Origin of the sequence: Lacrimispora sp. 210928-DFI.3.58, from assembly GCF_020554865.1 — a bacterium.
Taxonomy (GTDB): domain Bacteria; phylum Bacillota; class Clostridia; order Lachnospirales; family Lachnospiraceae; genus Enterocloster.
The window spans coordinates 34,151-48,016 of sequence record NZ_JAJCIC010000035.1; the positions used below are offsets into that span (position 1 = coordinate 34,151).

General features: G+C 45.1%; 19 protein-coding genes and 1 pseudogene. All 20 read left to right on the plus strand.

The genetic code is table 11. From position 1 onward, the window contains the following. Positions 1-38 precede the first annotated feature (38 nt). The 20 genes and pseudogenes from LIZ87_RS17850 to LIZ87_RS17945 all read left to right on the plus strand — a co-directional run bounded on the left by LIZ87_RS17850 (position 39) and on the right by LIZ87_RS17945 (position 13,818). Entirely contained in the window at positions 39-242 is a 204-nt protein-coding gene (locus tag LIZ87_RS17850; protein ID WP_227148679.1) for a hypothetical protein, read from the plus strand. After that, positions 239-1,168 (plus strand): DUF6017 domain-containing protein, encoded by a 930-nt coding sequence (locus LIZ87_RS17855; protein ID WP_002578965.1) that lies wholly within the window; start codon positions 239-241, stop codon positions 1,166-1,168. Before LIZ87_RS17850 ends, LIZ87_RS17855 begins: the two co-directional genes overlap by 4 nt. Positions 1,169-1,174: 6 nt before the next feature. Then, a complete protein-coding gene (locus tag LIZ87_RS17860; protein WP_227148680.1) occupies positions 1,175-2,002 on the plus strand; it encodes a ParA family protein in 828 nt (275 codons plus the stop codon). Continuing rightward, positions 1,959-2,885, plus strand: a complete 927-nt coding sequence (locus LIZ87_RS17865) for a ParB/RepB/Spo0J family partition protein (RefSeq protein WP_118629850.1) — start codon at positions 1,959-1,961, stop codon at positions 2,883-2,885. Before LIZ87_RS17860 ends, LIZ87_RS17865 begins: the two co-directional genes overlap by 44 nt. A 75-nt stretch (positions 2,886-2,960) precedes the next feature. Further along, complete coding sequence (locus tag LIZ87_RS17870; RefSeq protein ID WP_227148681.1) at positions 2,961-3,422, plus strand: hypothetical protein; 462 nt, start codon at positions 2,961-2,963, stop codon at positions 3,420-3,422. Positions 3,423-3,476: 54 nt separating this feature from the next. After that, the gene (locus LIZ87_RS17875) at positions 3,477-4,118 is read left to right on the plus strand and encodes a DUF3846 domain-containing protein (protein WP_227148682.1); all 642 of its coding nucleotides are present in this window, start codon (positions 3,477-3,479) and stop codon (positions 4,116-4,118) included. Between the two features lie 10 nt (positions 4,119-4,128). Further along, positions 4,129-4,440 (plus strand): DUF5720 family protein, encoded by a 312-nt coding sequence (locus LIZ87_RS17880; protein WP_117416131.1) that lies wholly within the window; start codon positions 4,129-4,131, stop codon positions 4,438-4,440. Between the two features lie 36 nt (positions 4,441-4,476). Continuing rightward, a complete protein-coding gene (locus LIZ87_RS17885) occupies positions 4,477-4,959 on the plus strand; it encodes a PcfB family protein (RefSeq protein WP_055179119.1) in 483 nt (160 codons plus the stop codon). Next, a pseudogene (locus tag LIZ87_RS17890) lies at positions 4,959-5,486 on the plus strand (type IV secretory system conjugative DNA transfer family protein); the annotation flags it as partial. The gene LIZ87_RS17885 and the pseudogene LIZ87_RS17890, both read left to right, overlap by 1 nt. Before the next feature lie 71 nt (positions 5,487-5,557). Further along, positions 5,558-7,945 carry a recombinase family protein gene (locus tag LIZ87_RS17895; RefSeq protein WP_227148684.1) on the plus strand — a complete coding sequence of 796 codons (2,388 nt, stop codon included), beginning with the start codon at positions 5,558-5,560 and terminating at the stop codon, positions 7,943-7,945. A 2-nt stretch (positions 7,946-7,947) separates the two neighbouring features. Further along, positions 7,948-8,295: a TnpV protein gene (locus LIZ87_RS17900; RefSeq protein WP_227148685.1), complete on the plus strand. Its 348-nt coding sequence runs from the start codon at positions 7,948-7,950 to the stop codon at positions 8,293-8,295. A 17-nt stretch (positions 8,296-8,312) separates the two neighbouring features. Then, positions 8,313-8,594, plus strand: coding sequence for a DUF6809 family protein (locus LIZ87_RS17905; RefSeq protein ID WP_227148686.1), 282 nt, complete (start codon positions 8,313-8,315; stop codon positions 8,592-8,594). 10 nt (positions 8,595-8,604) lie between these two features. Beyond that, the gene (locus LIZ87_RS17910; RefSeq protein WP_227148687.1) at positions 8,605-8,904 is read left to right on the plus strand and encodes a CD1845 family protein; all 300 of its coding nucleotides are present in this window, start codon (positions 8,605-8,607) and stop codon (positions 8,902-8,904) included. A gap of 93 nt (positions 8,905-8,997) precedes the next feature. After that, positions 8,998-9,297: a hypothetical protein gene (locus tag LIZ87_RS17915; protein WP_227148688.1), complete on the plus strand. Its 300-nt coding sequence runs from the start codon at positions 8,998-9,000 to the stop codon at positions 9,295-9,297. After that, positions 9,275-9,571 carry a molecular chaperone gene (locus tag LIZ87_RS17920; RefSeq protein ID WP_227148689.1) on the plus strand — a complete coding sequence of 99 codons (297 nt, stop codon included), beginning with the start codon at positions 9,275-9,277 and terminating at the stop codon, positions 9,569-9,571. Before LIZ87_RS17915 ends, LIZ87_RS17920 begins: the two co-directional genes overlap by 23 nt. A gap of 19 nt (positions 9,572-9,590) precedes the next feature. Continuing rightward, entirely contained in the window at positions 9,591-9,926 is a 336-nt protein-coding gene (locus LIZ87_RS17925) for a hypothetical protein (RefSeq protein WP_227148690.1), read from the plus strand. A gap of 240 nt (positions 9,927-10,166) precedes the next feature. Continuing rightward, entirely contained in the window at positions 10,167-10,373 is a 207-nt protein-coding gene (locus LIZ87_RS17930) for a helix-turn-helix domain-containing protein (protein WP_227148691.1), read from the plus strand. A 16-nt stretch (positions 10,374-10,389) separates the two neighbouring features. Further along, positions 10,390-11,550 (plus strand): hypothetical protein, encoded by a 1,161-nt coding sequence (locus LIZ87_RS17935; protein WP_227148692.1) that lies wholly within the window; start codon positions 10,390-10,392, stop codon positions 11,548-11,550. 12 nt (positions 11,551-11,562) lie between these two features. Beyond that, positions 11,563-13,260 (plus strand): ATP-binding protein, encoded by a 1,698-nt coding sequence (locus LIZ87_RS17940; RefSeq protein WP_227148693.1) that lies wholly within the window; start codon positions 11,563-11,565, stop codon positions 13,258-13,260. A 15-nt stretch (positions 13,261-13,275) separates the two neighbouring features. Further along, positions 13,276-13,818, plus strand: a complete 543-nt coding sequence (locus tag LIZ87_RS17945; RefSeq protein ID WP_227148694.1) for an ATP-binding protein — start codon at positions 13,276-13,278, stop codon at positions 13,816-13,818. Positions 13,819-13,866 lie beyond the last annotated feature (48 nt).

The following is a 13,866-nucleotide window of genomic DNA, read 5'->3' on the forward strand; positions in this document are numbered from 1 at the left end:
GCCACCGAAACCCAAGTCGGAATGTGATGGCTGTCCCTATGGGCGAGATCACCCGTGCATTGGTTGGTGTACGAAGAAGGTTATGCGTGAAGTGGGGCTTCGTTGATATGGATGCGTATGAACAGGAATGCCGCTTCTGCCATTTTGCCCGATGTCCTTACGAAAAGACGGATACGACTTTCCGCAGCATTCCGCTGACAACAGAAAGTGTTCCGCAGAAAGAAGGTGGTGAAGCCGTGTGAGTTTTGATTATTTTTACGGTCAGCAATCCGATCTGTTCACATTCTATCGAGTTCCGAAGGTGTTGTTCACGAACGAGAGGTTCTGGAATATTTCTGCCGATGCCAAGATGCTGTATGGCATTTTGCTTGACCGCATGAGCCTGTCTGCCAAGAATGGTTGGATAGATAAAAACGGTCGAGTGTATATCATTTTTACAATCGACGAAGCGAAGATGGCTCTGAACTGTGCTGAACAAAAGGCTATCAAGCTGCTCAGTGAACTTGAGAAGAAAGCAGGATTGATTGAACGCAAGCGCCAGGGTCTGGGAAAACCCAACCTGATCTATGTGAAGAACTTTATCTCTGCTGTGGATTCACAACTCTTGAATTGTGAAAATCACAATTCTGGAACAATGGAAATCACAACTCAAGAACTTCCAAAATCACAATGTAATAATACTGATATTAAAAATACTGAATTTAGTGATACTGATTCTATCTTTCCTTCCGGAAATGGTGGAATGATGGACGAGAATGACCGGTATCAAGAATACTTTGATTATTTCTCGGATCAGCTCAGTATAGATTTGTTGAAGAAGGATTACCCTTACGATTCTGAAATGTTGGATAACATTCTGGAGTTGATTGTTGAAACGGTTTGCACAAAGCGACCGTTGATTCGCATTGGTGCAGAGGAGCGTCCGGCAGAAATTGTCCGCAGTCGGTTTATGAAACTGAATATCGAACACATTCGATATGTTATGGACTGCTTCAAAGAGAACACCACAAAGATTAGAAATATCCGTCAGTATATGCTGACTACGATATACAATGCGCCGACGACAATAGACACCTACTACGATGCTCTTGTTCGGCACGATATGTCACACGGATATTTGGAAGGAGGATTTAAGAAATTGAAAATGAAACGAGAGGAAGGAGAGTGACGAAAAATGTCGAAAAAAGCAACCATCATTGCGGTGGTCAATCAGAAAGGAGGAACCGGCAAGACCACCACCACCGAGAATCTGGGCGTGGGCTTGGCGCTTGAGGGTAAAAAGGTACTTCTGGTAGACACCGATCCCCAGGCTTCCCTAACGGTCAGTCTTGGCAACCCATACCCGGATGACTTGTCTCCGACACTTTCCGATTTGATGGGAAAGATTATGATGGAGAAACCCATTGCTCCCGGTGAAGGGATTCTTCATCATCCGGAGGGCGTTGATTTGGTGCCATCCAACATCGAACTGTCAGGTATGGAAGTAGCACTGGTCAATGCCATGAGCCGAGAAACCATTCTTCGTCAGTACCTGGATACGGTCAAACAGAACTATGATTACATTCTTCTGGACTGTATGCCGTCTTTGGGTATGCTGACCGTGAATGCGTTGGCAGCTGCCGACAATGTGCTGATACCGGTTCAGGCGGCGTATCTTCCTGCAAAGGGTCTGGAACAGCTGCTTGAAACCGTCAGCAAAGTGAAACGGCAAATCAATCCCAAATTGAAAATCGAAGGTATTCTTCTAACGATGGTGGACAGCCGAACCAACTATTCCAAAGACATCAGCAATCTGATTCGGGAGAGCTACGGTGGAAAGCTGAAAGTCTACAAGACAGATATTCCCCGTTCTGTCCGTGCAGAGGAAATCAGCGCTGAGGGAACCAGTATCTTCAAGCATGATCCCAAAGGTAAAGTTGCCGAAGCCTATAAAGTTCTGACGAAGGAGGTGTTAAACAATGCAGAAAAAAGGCGCAAACATCAGCTTGAAGGGGTACGATGATATTTTCTCCACCGATCAATCCAGAGCTGAAGCCCAGCAGGAGCGTGTGCAGGAAATTCCACTTTCTGAGTTACACCCCTTTGAGGGACATCCGTTCCGAGTGGTAGACGATGAGGAAATGATGAAAACGGCGGAAAGTGTCCGAGATTTTGGAGTTCTCACTCCTGCGATTGTCCGTCCTGACCCCGATGGTGGTTATGAAATCGTTTCTGGTCACAGGCGGCACCGGGCATCGGAGCTTGCGGGTAAGGAAACCATGCCTGCGATTGTTCGTGACCTGGATGATGATGCCGCCATTATTCTGATGGTCGATGCGAATTTGCAGAGAGAAACCATTCTTCCGAGCGAAAGAGCATTTGCCTACAAGATGAAATTGGATGCGATTAAACATCAGGGCGAACGGACAGATTTAACTTCTGCCCAAGTTGGGCAGAAGTCGTGGGCGGTGAATCAGGTTGCTGAGCAAAGTGGCGATAGCCGTGTGCAGGTTCAAAGGTATATCCGTCTTACCGAACTGATTCCGGAACTGCTGGATATGGTGGATACGGGTCAGATCAAATTCAATCCTGCGGTGGAGCTTTCCTATCTGGCAAGCGAAGAACAGCAGGACTTTCTTTCCGCAATGGATTATGCTCAAGCAGCCCCTTCCCTTTCGCAAGCACAGCGAATTAAAAAGCTCGCACAGGAGGGCGAGTGTACGCTGGATGCGATGTGCGAGATTATGAATGAAATCAAGAAGGGAGAGCTGGACAGAGTAACTTTCAAAACGGATTCGTTGCGAAAATACTTCCCGAAGTCCTATACCAACAAGCAGATGGAGGATAAAATCATTCAGCTTTTGGAACAGTGGCAGAAAAAAAGAGAAAAATCTATGGAAAGGTAAGGTGAAAAAATGTTTACACCCAAAAACATTCAGGGCGCTTTGGAAGAACTCTACGACCTTTGCGATCCTGATTATATGGTAGACATGCTCGTAAACTACAGTGAGGAGTTCGATGATATTTCTCCTGCGCTTCTGGCAAAGTCGTTCCAGAAAAATGCCGAGATGGTTAGCGAGTATCGAGTATTGTCCTCTGCTGGTGATGGGATCGACTATCAGGGAACGGTACTTCTGAACAGCAGAGCCGTGCGTCTTCTGTCCTATGTAGAAGATATGAGCGGCGATGAAAAAGTTCGCACGATTCAGTGCAAGGAGCTGTGGTTAGCAGAAGATATGACATTCTATGTGGTGTCCTGTATGTCCACGATTACGATGGACAAGGAAGAAGCCATTTGTCTTAACGAACACCGCAGCGTAGTTACTACGGTGGAATGCGAGGACGATATTTTCTTCGACATGGGTTCCCTGATTTGCGAACTGGACGATATTTGTTTGTTCGAGCTTTTAGCCGATGTGGATGCGACTATTTATGAACTGTAACAGGTTCATGGATGGTCGCTTTTCTTATTCCCAAAGAAACGGAGGTATCGAAACTTGAAAGAATACGATGTGAAGATTACAGAAACCTTGGAGAAAACGGTTACGGTGCAAGCAGAATCTCACGATGCAGCAGAGGAACAGGTTAGAGCCGCTTATTATAATTCGGAGTACATTCTGGACTCCGAAAACTTTACCGGTGTTGCGTTTGGCACGACCGAGGAACGGGAGGTTCAGAAAGAACAGGCAGATACCATGAATGTGTTGCTGGTAAAGCCGTTCATGTATCCGCAGGCTGTGCAGATCGGCTGTGAGCTGGAGGATTTGCAGAAGGCCGTAGGTGGTGATATTGAGGCAACTTATCCGTTCAATGAGCCGGTTGCACTGCTCATGCACGATGAAGGTAAACTCGTAGGCAAAGACCTGAACCGTGCGCTGCGTGATGATGACGGCGATATTTATGACATTATCGCCGGTGATTTCCTGGTGGTCGGTTTGGGCGAGGAGGATTTTTGTTCTCTGTCCCCGGAACTGATGAAGCAGTTTGAGGAACACTTTCATCAGCCTGAGACTTTTGTACGCATGGGGCGCAGCATTATGGCGCTTCCCCTGCCGGATGATATGGTGAAGAAAGAAGATGCACCTGTCAAAACTGATACGGTTCTCCACAAAAGCAACCCTGACCGAGATGTTCTGTAAGGAGGTTCTTATGCAAAGAAATTCGACGATTGGAGAGCTGATGGAGCGAAAGCGGATTCAGGATGGCGCTAAGGAGTACCAGGGACATACCTATATGGACTTGGCACGATTTGATGAAGCCACCAAGCACATGATTATTTTCGATGTGCTGACCGATGAATCGCCTGTCGGTTGGAAAGGCGAAAGAAATCGTCTGTATTTGAGCGATGTGGGTTATCAGAAGGCTCTGGATAACCAGAAAGCTGGCAATATCAAGATTATCAGCCATGCCGCAGTTGCCAAGGGCAATCTGTATTACGACCACAGAGATATGGCACGATAATCTGTTCACTCTACTGCTTGCAGGAGGTGATGAATCATGCAGGAAGAAGTTGAAAACAGGACAGTAAACCTGGCGATCAGCACTACCAAGCTGACAGGGCGCACTATCATTGCCGGTATCCGCAAGTATTTGCAGCACCGGGAAAAAGTGAAGATGAAAAAGGCACGAGACCCTGCCGTTCATGGAAAGCAATCCGTGAAACAGCTTTTGGGACAGAATCAGGGCGCTACGAATGTTGAGATCGACAAAGAGAGTATCCGTGATTTTGAAAAGCTCGCCAAGAAGTACGGCGTGGACTTTGCCGTAAGAAAAGATAAGTCCGTTGATCCTCCCCGGTTTCTTGTTTTTGTCCGTTCCAAAGATGCAGATGCCTTGGATGCAATCTGCAAGGAACATCAAGCAAGGACATTAACCAAGAATGAAAAGCCGAGTGTTCTGGCGCAACTGAAGAAGTTCAAGGAAATTGTCGCAGCGATTCCGAAGAAGGTTCGAGAGAAGAAACAGGAGCGTGATCTGTGATGGATAAGAGAAAAATGAAAAAGCTCCTGATTCTGAATTTACCGTATTTTCTGGTAGGATTGTTCGCTACGAATTTAGGAGAAGCATGGAGATTGGCTGAGGGTGCAGATTCATCTGCGAAAATCCTCAGCTTTTTTCATGCCCTTCCGATAGCCCTGAACAATCCGCTGCCCAGCTTTCACCCGTTGGATTTGCTGATTGGTATTCTCTGCGGTGCAGGACTCCGGCTGGCTGTCTATCTAAAAGGCAAAAACGCAAAGAAGTACCGGCACAATGTTGAGTACGGTTCTGCTCGTTGGGGAACGGCAAAAGATATTGAGCCGTTTATTGCACCAAAATTCGAGGACAATGTGATCCTGACAAAAACAGAGCGGCTGATGATGAGCAATCGTCCGAAGAATCCTGCCAATGCCAGAAATAAGAATGTCCTGATTATCGGCGGTTCGGGTTCCGGTAAAACTCGCTTTTGGTTGAAGCCAAACCTTCTCCAGATGCACAGCTCCTATGTGGTCACTGACCCGAAAGGTTAAACTGTAAGAGGATAGACAAGGGGTGCGTGTCACAAACGCAAATTACATAAAGAAGGGAGGTCAAAATCGTGGCAAAGAAAGAAGAAATCAAAATAACTGCTCTGTATGAGCGTCTATCAAGAGATGATGAACAGGCTGGAGAATCCAATTCCATCCAGAACCAAAAGAAATATCTCGAAGAATATGCTCGTCAGCATGGGCTGAGAAACATCCGACACTTTTATGATGACGGCTATTCTGGTACGAATTTCAATCGTCCCGGTTTTGCCGCCCTGCTTGAAGAAATCGAAGCCGGACGAGTTGAGACCCTTGTGGTAAAGGATCTCAGCCGCTTTGGTCGTAATTATCTGCAAGTCGGCTATTACACAGAAATCCTCTTTCCGAAAAAGGGCGTTCGCTTCATAGCCATCAACAACAATGTGGATAGTGCCGCTCCGCAGGACAATGACTTCACTCCGTTTTTGAATATCATGAACGAGTGGTATGCCAAGGATACAAGCAACAAAATCAAGGCAATATTCAAATCCAGAATGAAAGACGGAATGAGGTGCAGTGGTTCTATCCCTTATGGCTATAAGAGAAAGCCGGATGATAAGCAGACCCTTATCGTTGACGAGCCTGCCGCAGAGGTTGTCAGGAAAATCTTCCGTTCGGCTTGCCAGGGCAACAGTACCACAGCCATTGCGGACATTCTGACAGCGGAGCAAGTGCTGATACCGGCAGCGTATGCCGCCCTGCACAATCCGAAGAATTGCAGACACAAAAGTGTGAAAGACCCCTGCCGCTGGAACGCAACTACCGTTGGCTATATCCTTGACAGGCAGGAATATCTCGGTCATACCGTGTTGGGCAAATCCATCTGCGAGAACTTCAAGACGAAGCAGCGCAGAGCCGCAACGCCGGACGAGCTGATGCTATTCCCGGACACTCATGAAGCCATCATTGATCAGGATACATGGGATATTGCCAGAAAAATCCGCATGAAGAAAAAGCCGAGAGCGGCGAACGGAACATACTCTCATCGTCTGTCCGGCTTAGTGTATTGTGCTGACTGCGGTGCAAGGATGGGATTTATCAGTCCCGAAGCCAAACATGGTGATAAACACTATGATTCCGATTCTGCTTTTCAATGTGGCAACTATCGTAGTGCCACAGCCGAATGTGTTTCCCACTATGTAAAAACATCGGTTCTGGAAGCGGTCATTTTACAGGCAATCCAGACGGTCAGCAAATATGTCCTTGAAAACGAAGCAGAGTTTATCGACCAACTCAAAGCCGTATGGAATGAGCAACAGTCGAGGACAGCGAACAACGGACAGCAGGAGCTTGTCGAAGCCCAAAAGAGAATGGCAGATTTAGACAGTAAAATCAGGAAGCTCTATGAAAGTGCCTTGAACGGTCTCCTGCCGGAGCGACAGGCACAGCGAATGATTCAGCAGTACGACGAAGAACAGATTGTGCTTGAAAAGCGTATTGAGGAATTGGAATGTCTGGTTCAACAGGACGAAATTAAGCAAGTGGACACTTCCCGATTTATTGCCCTGGTCAAGAAATACCGAGACTGCGAGGAACTGACAGACACCATGCTCTATGCCTTTATCGACAGAATTGAGGTTCACGAAGCCACAGGCGGACGAACGGTTTACCGTCAGCAGAACATTGATATTCATTTCAATTTCATCGGCAACTACTATCCGCCGGTCGAAACCATATCAGAGGAAGAACGCATTGCCGCTATTGAAGCCGAGCAGCTGCGCAAGAAGCAGGAAAAAGGCAAACGATCTGCGGAACGCAGAAAGCAGAAACTTGATGCCCTGCGAATGGCTGCGGAAGCCGGAGACCCCGAAGCCATTGCACAGTATGAGAAGCATCTTGCCAATCAGCGAGAGCGCAATCAGAAACGCCGTCAGAAATTTAAAGAAGCCAGAGAAGCCGACCCGGAATATCTCAGCCAGTTGGAAGAAAAGGAACGCATCAAGTGTGAAAAAATGCTTGAAACCGAGCGCAAGCGTATGGAACGAGCCAGCCGAAAAAAGAAAATGACACGAGCCGAACTGAAAGAAAAAGCAAAGACTGACCCGGTCGCCGCAAAGGAATGGGAAGCTCTGAAAGCCAAGGAAGCCGAAGCCAGACAGCGTAAAAAGGAGCGTGAAGAAGCAAGGATGGCGGCTGACCCCGAATATGCCGCAATGATGGCAGAACGCAAGGCTGAATATACCAGAGCAAGGACGGCAAGAAGAAAGGCAGAGCGTGAAGCTCTTATTGAGCTTGCCAAGACCGATGAAGAAGCTGCCCGGAAGCTGGCTGAAATGAGGAAGTATCAGAGCGAAGCCACGCTCAGAAGCCGCCAGAAGATGGTGGCTGATGCGGAAGCTGGAGACCCCGAAGCAATCGCCAGATATGAAGCCACCCTTGCCAAACGCAGGGAGAATTATCAGAAAAAGAAAGGAGCTTGACTATGGAACTGAATTTTATCAAGTGCGGAGATTACTACATCCCGGACATCAGACTGGAAAAGCCAAGTATCTGTCTCGGAAAGTGGGGACGGATGCGCAGAGAGTATCTGCGGCTGGCACACCCTGTCATTTTCTCCGATATGGTGCTGTCTGAAACACTCTACGAACATTGTGCGGAGATTGAAGCCGCTGCCAAGAACCGGATGAACATCATTCTTCCCAAGCTGATGGAATATTACGGCGTGACAGAGCAGCTCAAAGCCAAAAATCAGCTTGAATGGATTCGTAAGATGAACGCTTGTGTGGCACAGGCAGAAGAAACCATCAAAGCTGAATTAATTTACTTCTGAGAAAGGAGCGAAGATATATGATTTTAGAAGCATTGTTCAAAGGTGGGATTTACGCAAGCGAGGATATCGTGCCGAAGTCTGACAAGTTCCGACAGACTGCCACACATATTTCCGAGACCATGACCTATTTTGAGGGTAAGTTGTCCCCGGAGGATTATGCCATGCTTGAAAAGCTCTGCGACAGTTACGCAGACGAGGGCAACATGACAAACGAGTGTCAGTTTAAGTATGGGTTCACAATGGGCGTTCTGCTGATGTGTGAAATCTTCCACAGTCCATTCTTCCCACATACCGAGTAAGGAGAAAAACATGGCTCTGATAAAGATGTTTTTAAAGCTGCTGGTACTGCCGCTGATTGCGGCAGTCACCCTGATACAATGGGTCGGTATCTTCCTCACGCAGTTCTCGACCGTCATATTAAATCTGCTTGCAGGGCTACTGTTCCTGATAGCGGCTGCTGGATGGATGTTCGGCATCGGCACAGGAGCAGAAACACTCCAAATGCTGACGGTTGCCTTTGTGGTCTTTATCATCCCACATATTGCTGAATGGTTGATTATCAGAATAGCCCCCATCAATTATGGGCTGCGTGATTATATCAAGTCCTGACCCAACAATTTCATATCGACAACAAAGCGACAGGTATTTCCTTGTGAAGTCTCTGTCGCTTTTAATTTTTCAAAATCTTAGGAGGAAAACACAATGAAGATGAACATTTTTGAGAAGAAGGCTCTGTACTCTTTCGGATGCCCCAATCACGAAGCAACGGTTGACCGTCTCCAGATGATTGCGGTGATTGCTCCCGACTACGAGACCCAGAAATTTTTCTTGGGACTGGCAATCAAGCTGGACACGGACGATGCGAAGCGTTGGTATCAGTGCTTCTTCCGCACTCTCCGAGAGGAAATGGAGAGCTACTACGATGCCGAGCTGACCATGAAACTGGCAGAACTCAGCACCTATGACATGGAGGACGAATATGGCGAAGCTAACGAAGTATGAGAAAGAAACCATTGTCCTGTTCAATGAGGGCGAGAACACAGCAAGCATTTATACCTACAATGCCGGATTGCGAAAGCGACTGGCGAATTTCAGCAAGAAGTACCCCGACTTGTGCCGACTGGAAAAGTCCTGTGAGCAAGGCGGGGTTTCTTATGTTCTGGAAAAGTCCAGATTATCCATTCGTCTGCAACCTCCGATGAGCGAGGAACGCAGACAGAAAGCAAGTGAATACGCAAAACAGAATAGATTTAATGCAAAATCCGACAACGGCTAAGGAGGACAACACAATGATGATGAGTATGAATGACAAGAAAATCCTGTTCACTTTCGGATGCCCGAACCGTGGCTTGACCGTTACAAGACTTTGCCACGCCGCAGCTCTGGCAGTTGACCCGACTGCAAAGAAAAACTTCTTCCGTCTGGCTGTTATGTTGATCGAAGAAGCAACCGATGACGGATATCGCAACTTCTTCTACAATATGAGATTGGAGGTTGAGCGAGTACCCCACCACAAGTATGTGCCGGACAGTCAGCCGGTTCCCGTGGATATGTCCATCAGAGACTATCATAAACGAATGAAAGACCATTTGAGCGAACGCAGAGACCGTTACAGACGAATGATGAAGTAATGTATCAATAAAGGTTGATTTGCGGTCAAAATGTCAGGTCTGTACTTGATTTTTTGACCGCAATTACATAGCAAGGTATAGGGTATCAAGCAGCATAATGTTATTGAAAAGACGCTTTAGAGGTGGAAATTTGTAAATTCTTTCGTAATTTCATAGCTCTGCTATTGCATTTCCATAGCAAACTCGCTATAATTTATAGTGAGTTATTGTATAAACACCGCATATTATAGAGGTGAGAATATGAATTTTTCAGAAGGAATTAAATACATCCGAAAGGTCGCTTATCTCAGTCAAGAATCTTTTGCAAAAGAGATAGGTGTATCGTTCTCAACAGTGAATCGTTGGGAGCGTGGGAAGTCAAAACCGAACTATGCTGCTATGAAAAAAATCAGTGCTTTTTGCAATGCCAACTCAATTAAGGTTGATTTTGACGAAGATGATACTTAATTGAGGAGGTAACATTATGGCAAAGATAATGCAGATAATAGCCAAAGAAACGAATGGCAAAAGCTATAATACAGAAAAATATTCGTTTGATACCATAGGAATGCCATCGTTTGATTATGACGATGATGGCAGTAAAATAATGAAATGGCAAGTATCTGGCGAGACCACACGTCACAAAAAGCCAGTCCCCCTCGGAGACTATGCAAGACAGTTAGCAGGTAGTCCCCCTGTTATCAGCTATTTCTTAGATGGTTCACGCCATGCCTATAAAGTTGACGATATTTCATATAACAAGCAAGTTTATCCAGTTGTAGCTGGACAAGTTGGTGTTGGGTGTTGCAGACGAGTAGATGGCGTTATGCACGCCGAGAAGTTTTATAGAAGGCTCGTATTGTCATTGCCCAATGTATGCAATGCAGATGGGTGGGGCGATGAAGAGTTCTTCGCAGCAAAAACAGTAAAGCTGAACAAGAGTGCTGAGTTGAAGCGATTAGGGATTGAGTTCTCTGCTATTCTTCCGTACACAATGCCCAAAGACAAGAGAAAAGGCAAAGTCGAGGATAGCGGCATAGCTTGCATCCAAGACTACATGATACAGTCTGAAAAGGAAATGGTTGCAGAGCTTGTGAAAGCAGGCAGAATCAATCAGAATAATTATTTACTGAAAGATGGTTCTCTTGAATACAAACCGATGAAAACCGGCAGGGGCGATTTACGAGAACTTCAAAAGATAAAGCACAACTATCGTTGGGTTATAGGCGTTTCAAAATCCTTTAATCCAGAAAGCATCTTAGATCATACTGGTAAATCGAATGCAAACTACATCGCTGACCTTCCTCTATTTCATAGAACGCCAGTTGCGCTCTATGAAAACAAGGCTTTTTTAGGAGATGTTCAGTTTGCAGTCTGGTATATAAGAATCCGAGATAAGAAACACACCAGAACTCCTTTTGATGGTGTGATTAAGGTCGAGAAGATACTTATGGATGAGGAATATGGTATCGGCATAGACAGTGATGAAATTGATTTGTTGAGTGCTACGCTGATAAATGAGCGAACTCCAACGTGTTACGGTACGGACAAGAGATGGGCAAACCATCTTTATCCCGTTTTTTTGACAGAATCTTTTGTGAAAAGCAAATACATGAGTACAGAAATGTTTCTGCACTTATTCTAAGGAGGAAATATTGTGACAGATTCCAAGATTATAGGTCGAGTGTTGGCGACAGAAAAAGCCCCTACGACTATTGATAATTTTGCGTTTTGGACTAATCCGACGCTGATATTAAATCCGTTTGACATTGTAAAAGTCGAACACGTTAATGGCTCTTTTTCATACGGCATGATTGAGGATATATCTCATATTACCGATGCAGCGAGCTTTTTAACAAACTACATTTCAAGTGATTTCGGTGATGTGGATGTAGAAAGTCCTACTTTGCGTGTTGGCATGAACTATGTTCAAGCTAAAGTTGTATGTAATACCAAGAACATCTACATCCCGTGTCAAAGCAATGCAAAGGTGTACCTTGCAACAGCCAACGAAATTGAATACGCATTAGGCTTAAAAGATATTCGTAATCCGTTGGTATGTGGCTATCTTGAAATGTACGAAGGAACCGCTGGCTGTGAAAAGGTAATGCTTCCTGTACGGTTGAACTCTAAATTTATTATCGGACCAGAGGGCGCACATCTGAATATCTCTGGTATTTCTGGACTTGCTGCAAAAACATCCTATGCAATGTTCTTGATGAAAGCAATCCAGGATAGATATTTGAATAGCGAGGATGAGGAAGATTCCGTTGCGTTTGTAATGTTTAATGTTAAGGGCAGAGACCTTTTAACCATTGACCAGCCAAATGATTACAGCGACGAAGATAATCCGGAACAGGCACGAAAAGAAAACCTTGCTATGTATGAGGAATTAGGCTTGTCAGCAGAGCCTTTCCAAAATGTAACATATTACTATCCTTATTCCACTGAAAAATACTGGAATACGTATTTGAAGCCGGAAGAAGTAGCTGACAATGTAAAGAAGAAAAAGGCAAAGAAATTCAAGTATATCTACAAGTATGATCGCAATAACTTGGATTTGATGTTCTCCAATATTGATGATACCACTCAGACAATGGATGCAATCATCAATTATATTATGGCTGGTCAAGGTAAATTTAGCTCTGTCAATGATTGGCAGGAGTTCCTTGAAGCCATTAAAGAAAAATGTAATGCTGGCGGAACAAGCGACAAGGAAATTCCTATTTCAAGCTGGCGAAAGTTCTACCGTATTGTAAATAAGGCGATTAACGACAAGACCGCCATTTTTGCAAGAGCTGTTGATGAAAGCAAGGCAGAAACAAGACTTGGTGATTCGTTGAAGTACATCAAAAAGAACGAAGTCCATGTCATTGACATCGCAAAACTTTCTGAAGATAAGCAAGCGTATGTATTTGGTGATGCAGTTAGGACACTGTATAACTTGCAGCTTGGTGAATACAACGGAGATGAGGGCGTAGCACCTCCGTCCAGAATTGTTATTTTTATCGACGAGCTGAACAAGTATGCCTCTAAAGATGCACCTCGTCACTCTCCGATTCTTCAGCAGATCCTCGATGTTGCTGAAAGAGGTCGTTCGTTAGGTGTGGTTCTATTTGCTGCAGAACAGTTCAGAAGTGCAATCCATGATAGAGTAACGGGTAACTGTTCTACTCATGCATACGGAAGAACAAACTCTATCGAGGTTACAAAGAGTGATTACAAGAGTGTTCCGGCTGTATATAAGACAATGATGACAAGATTAAAGCAAGGCGAATACATTGTGCAAAATCCTATCTTTAGGTCTATGCTGCACATCAAATTCCCGAAGCCAATTTATAAACAGATAAAATGATGGAAGTGAAATGACATGGCTAAGATAGGAAAGAATATTCTTGAAAATCTGACAACGGGTATGTATTCAGACTCAAAGGTAGCCTACAGAGAATATGTGCAGAATGCCTGTGACCAGATTGACAAGGCAATAGATAGCGGAATTGTAACTCCCGAATTAGCAGAAGTTGCAATCTTCATCGACCAAAAGAAACGATATGTTTCGATTGAAGATAATGCTACGGGTGTACGAGAAAAAGATTTCGTTGCACAGTTGGGTGACATTGCAAACTCCGACAAAAAGATTGGTGTAGACAAGGGTTTCCGTGGTATTGGACGACTTTGCGGTTTGGCATATTGCCGGACTTTAGTATTTACAACATCATACGCAGGAGAAGCGGTAGCTTCTCGAATGAACTTTGATGCGAAGCTGATGCGTGAGATGTTGATTTCGGACAAGAAGTATACCGTTGATGAAATTCTTGATGCAATCGTAACAACTGAAACTGACACGGAAGAAAAGGACAAACATTACTTCAAGGTCGAGTTGATTGATATTAATCACGAAAATACCGATTGAACAAAATCGCTGCGCGATGGCCTGCCGGGGCTGTAGCACAGTTTTACT

What these genes read in the sequence shown, in the direction of transcription:
- LIZ87_RS17905 (WP_227148686.1), top strand. Translation starts at nt 8,313, where the DNA reads ATGATTTTAGAAGCATTGTTCAAAGGTGGGATTTACGCAAGCGAGGAT.
- LIZ87_RS17880 (WP_117416131.1), top strand. Translation starts at nt 4,129, where the DNA reads ATGCAAAGAAATTCGACGATTGGAGAGCTGATGGAGCGAAAGCGGATT.
- LIZ87_RS17930 (WP_227148691.1), top strand. Translation starts at nt 10,167, where the DNA reads ATGAATTTTTCAGAAGGAATTAAATACATCCGAAAGGTCGCTTATCTC.
- LIZ87_RS17850 (WP_227148679.1), top strand. Translation starts at nt 39, where the DNA reads ATGGGCGAGATCACCCGTGCATTGGTTGGTGTACGAAGAAGGTTATGC.
- LIZ87_RS17915 (WP_227148688.1), top strand. Translation starts at nt 8,998, where the DNA reads ATGAAGATGAACATTTTTGAGAAGAAGGCTCTGTACTCTTTCGGATGC.
- LIZ87_RS17920 (WP_227148689.1), top strand. Translation starts at nt 9,275, where the DNA reads ATGGCGAAGCTAACGAAGTATGAGAAAGAAACCATTGTCCTGTTCAAT.
- LIZ87_RS17885 (WP_055179119.1), top strand. Translation starts at nt 4,477, where the DNA reads ATGCAGGAAGAAGTTGAAAACAGGACAGTAAACCTGGCGATCAGCACT.
- LIZ87_RS17945 (WP_227148694.1), top strand. Translation starts at nt 13,276, where the DNA reads ATGGCTAAGATAGGAAAGAATATTCTTGAAAATCTGACAACGGGTATG.
- LIZ87_RS17860 (WP_227148680.1), top strand. Translation starts at nt 1,175, where the DNA reads ATGTCGAAAAAAGCAACCATCATTGCGGTGGTCAATCAGAAAGGAGGA.
- LIZ87_RS17870 (WP_227148681.1), top strand. Translation starts at nt 2,961, where the DNA reads ATGGTAGACATGCTCGTAAACTACAGTGAGGAGTTCGATGATATTTCT.
- LIZ87_RS17865 (WP_118629850.1), top strand. Translation starts at nt 1,959, where the DNA reads ATGCAGAAAAAAGGCGCAAACATCAGCTTGAAGGGGTACGATGATATT.
- LIZ87_RS17910 (WP_227148687.1), top strand. Translation starts at nt 8,605, where the DNA reads ATGGCTCTGATAAAGATGTTTTTAAAGCTGCTGGTACTGCCGCTGATT.
- LIZ87_RS17925 (WP_227148690.1), top strand. Translation starts at nt 9,591, where the DNA reads ATGAGTATGAATGACAAGAAAATCCTGTTCACTTTCGGATGCCCGAAC.
- LIZ87_RS17900 (WP_227148685.1), top strand. Translation starts at nt 7,948, where the DNA reads ATGGAACTGAATTTTATCAAGTGCGGAGATTACTACATCCCGGACATC.
- LIZ87_RS17935 (WP_227148692.1), top strand. Translation starts at nt 10,390, where the DNA reads ATGGCAAAGATAATGCAGATAATAGCCAAAGAAACGAATGGCAAAAGC.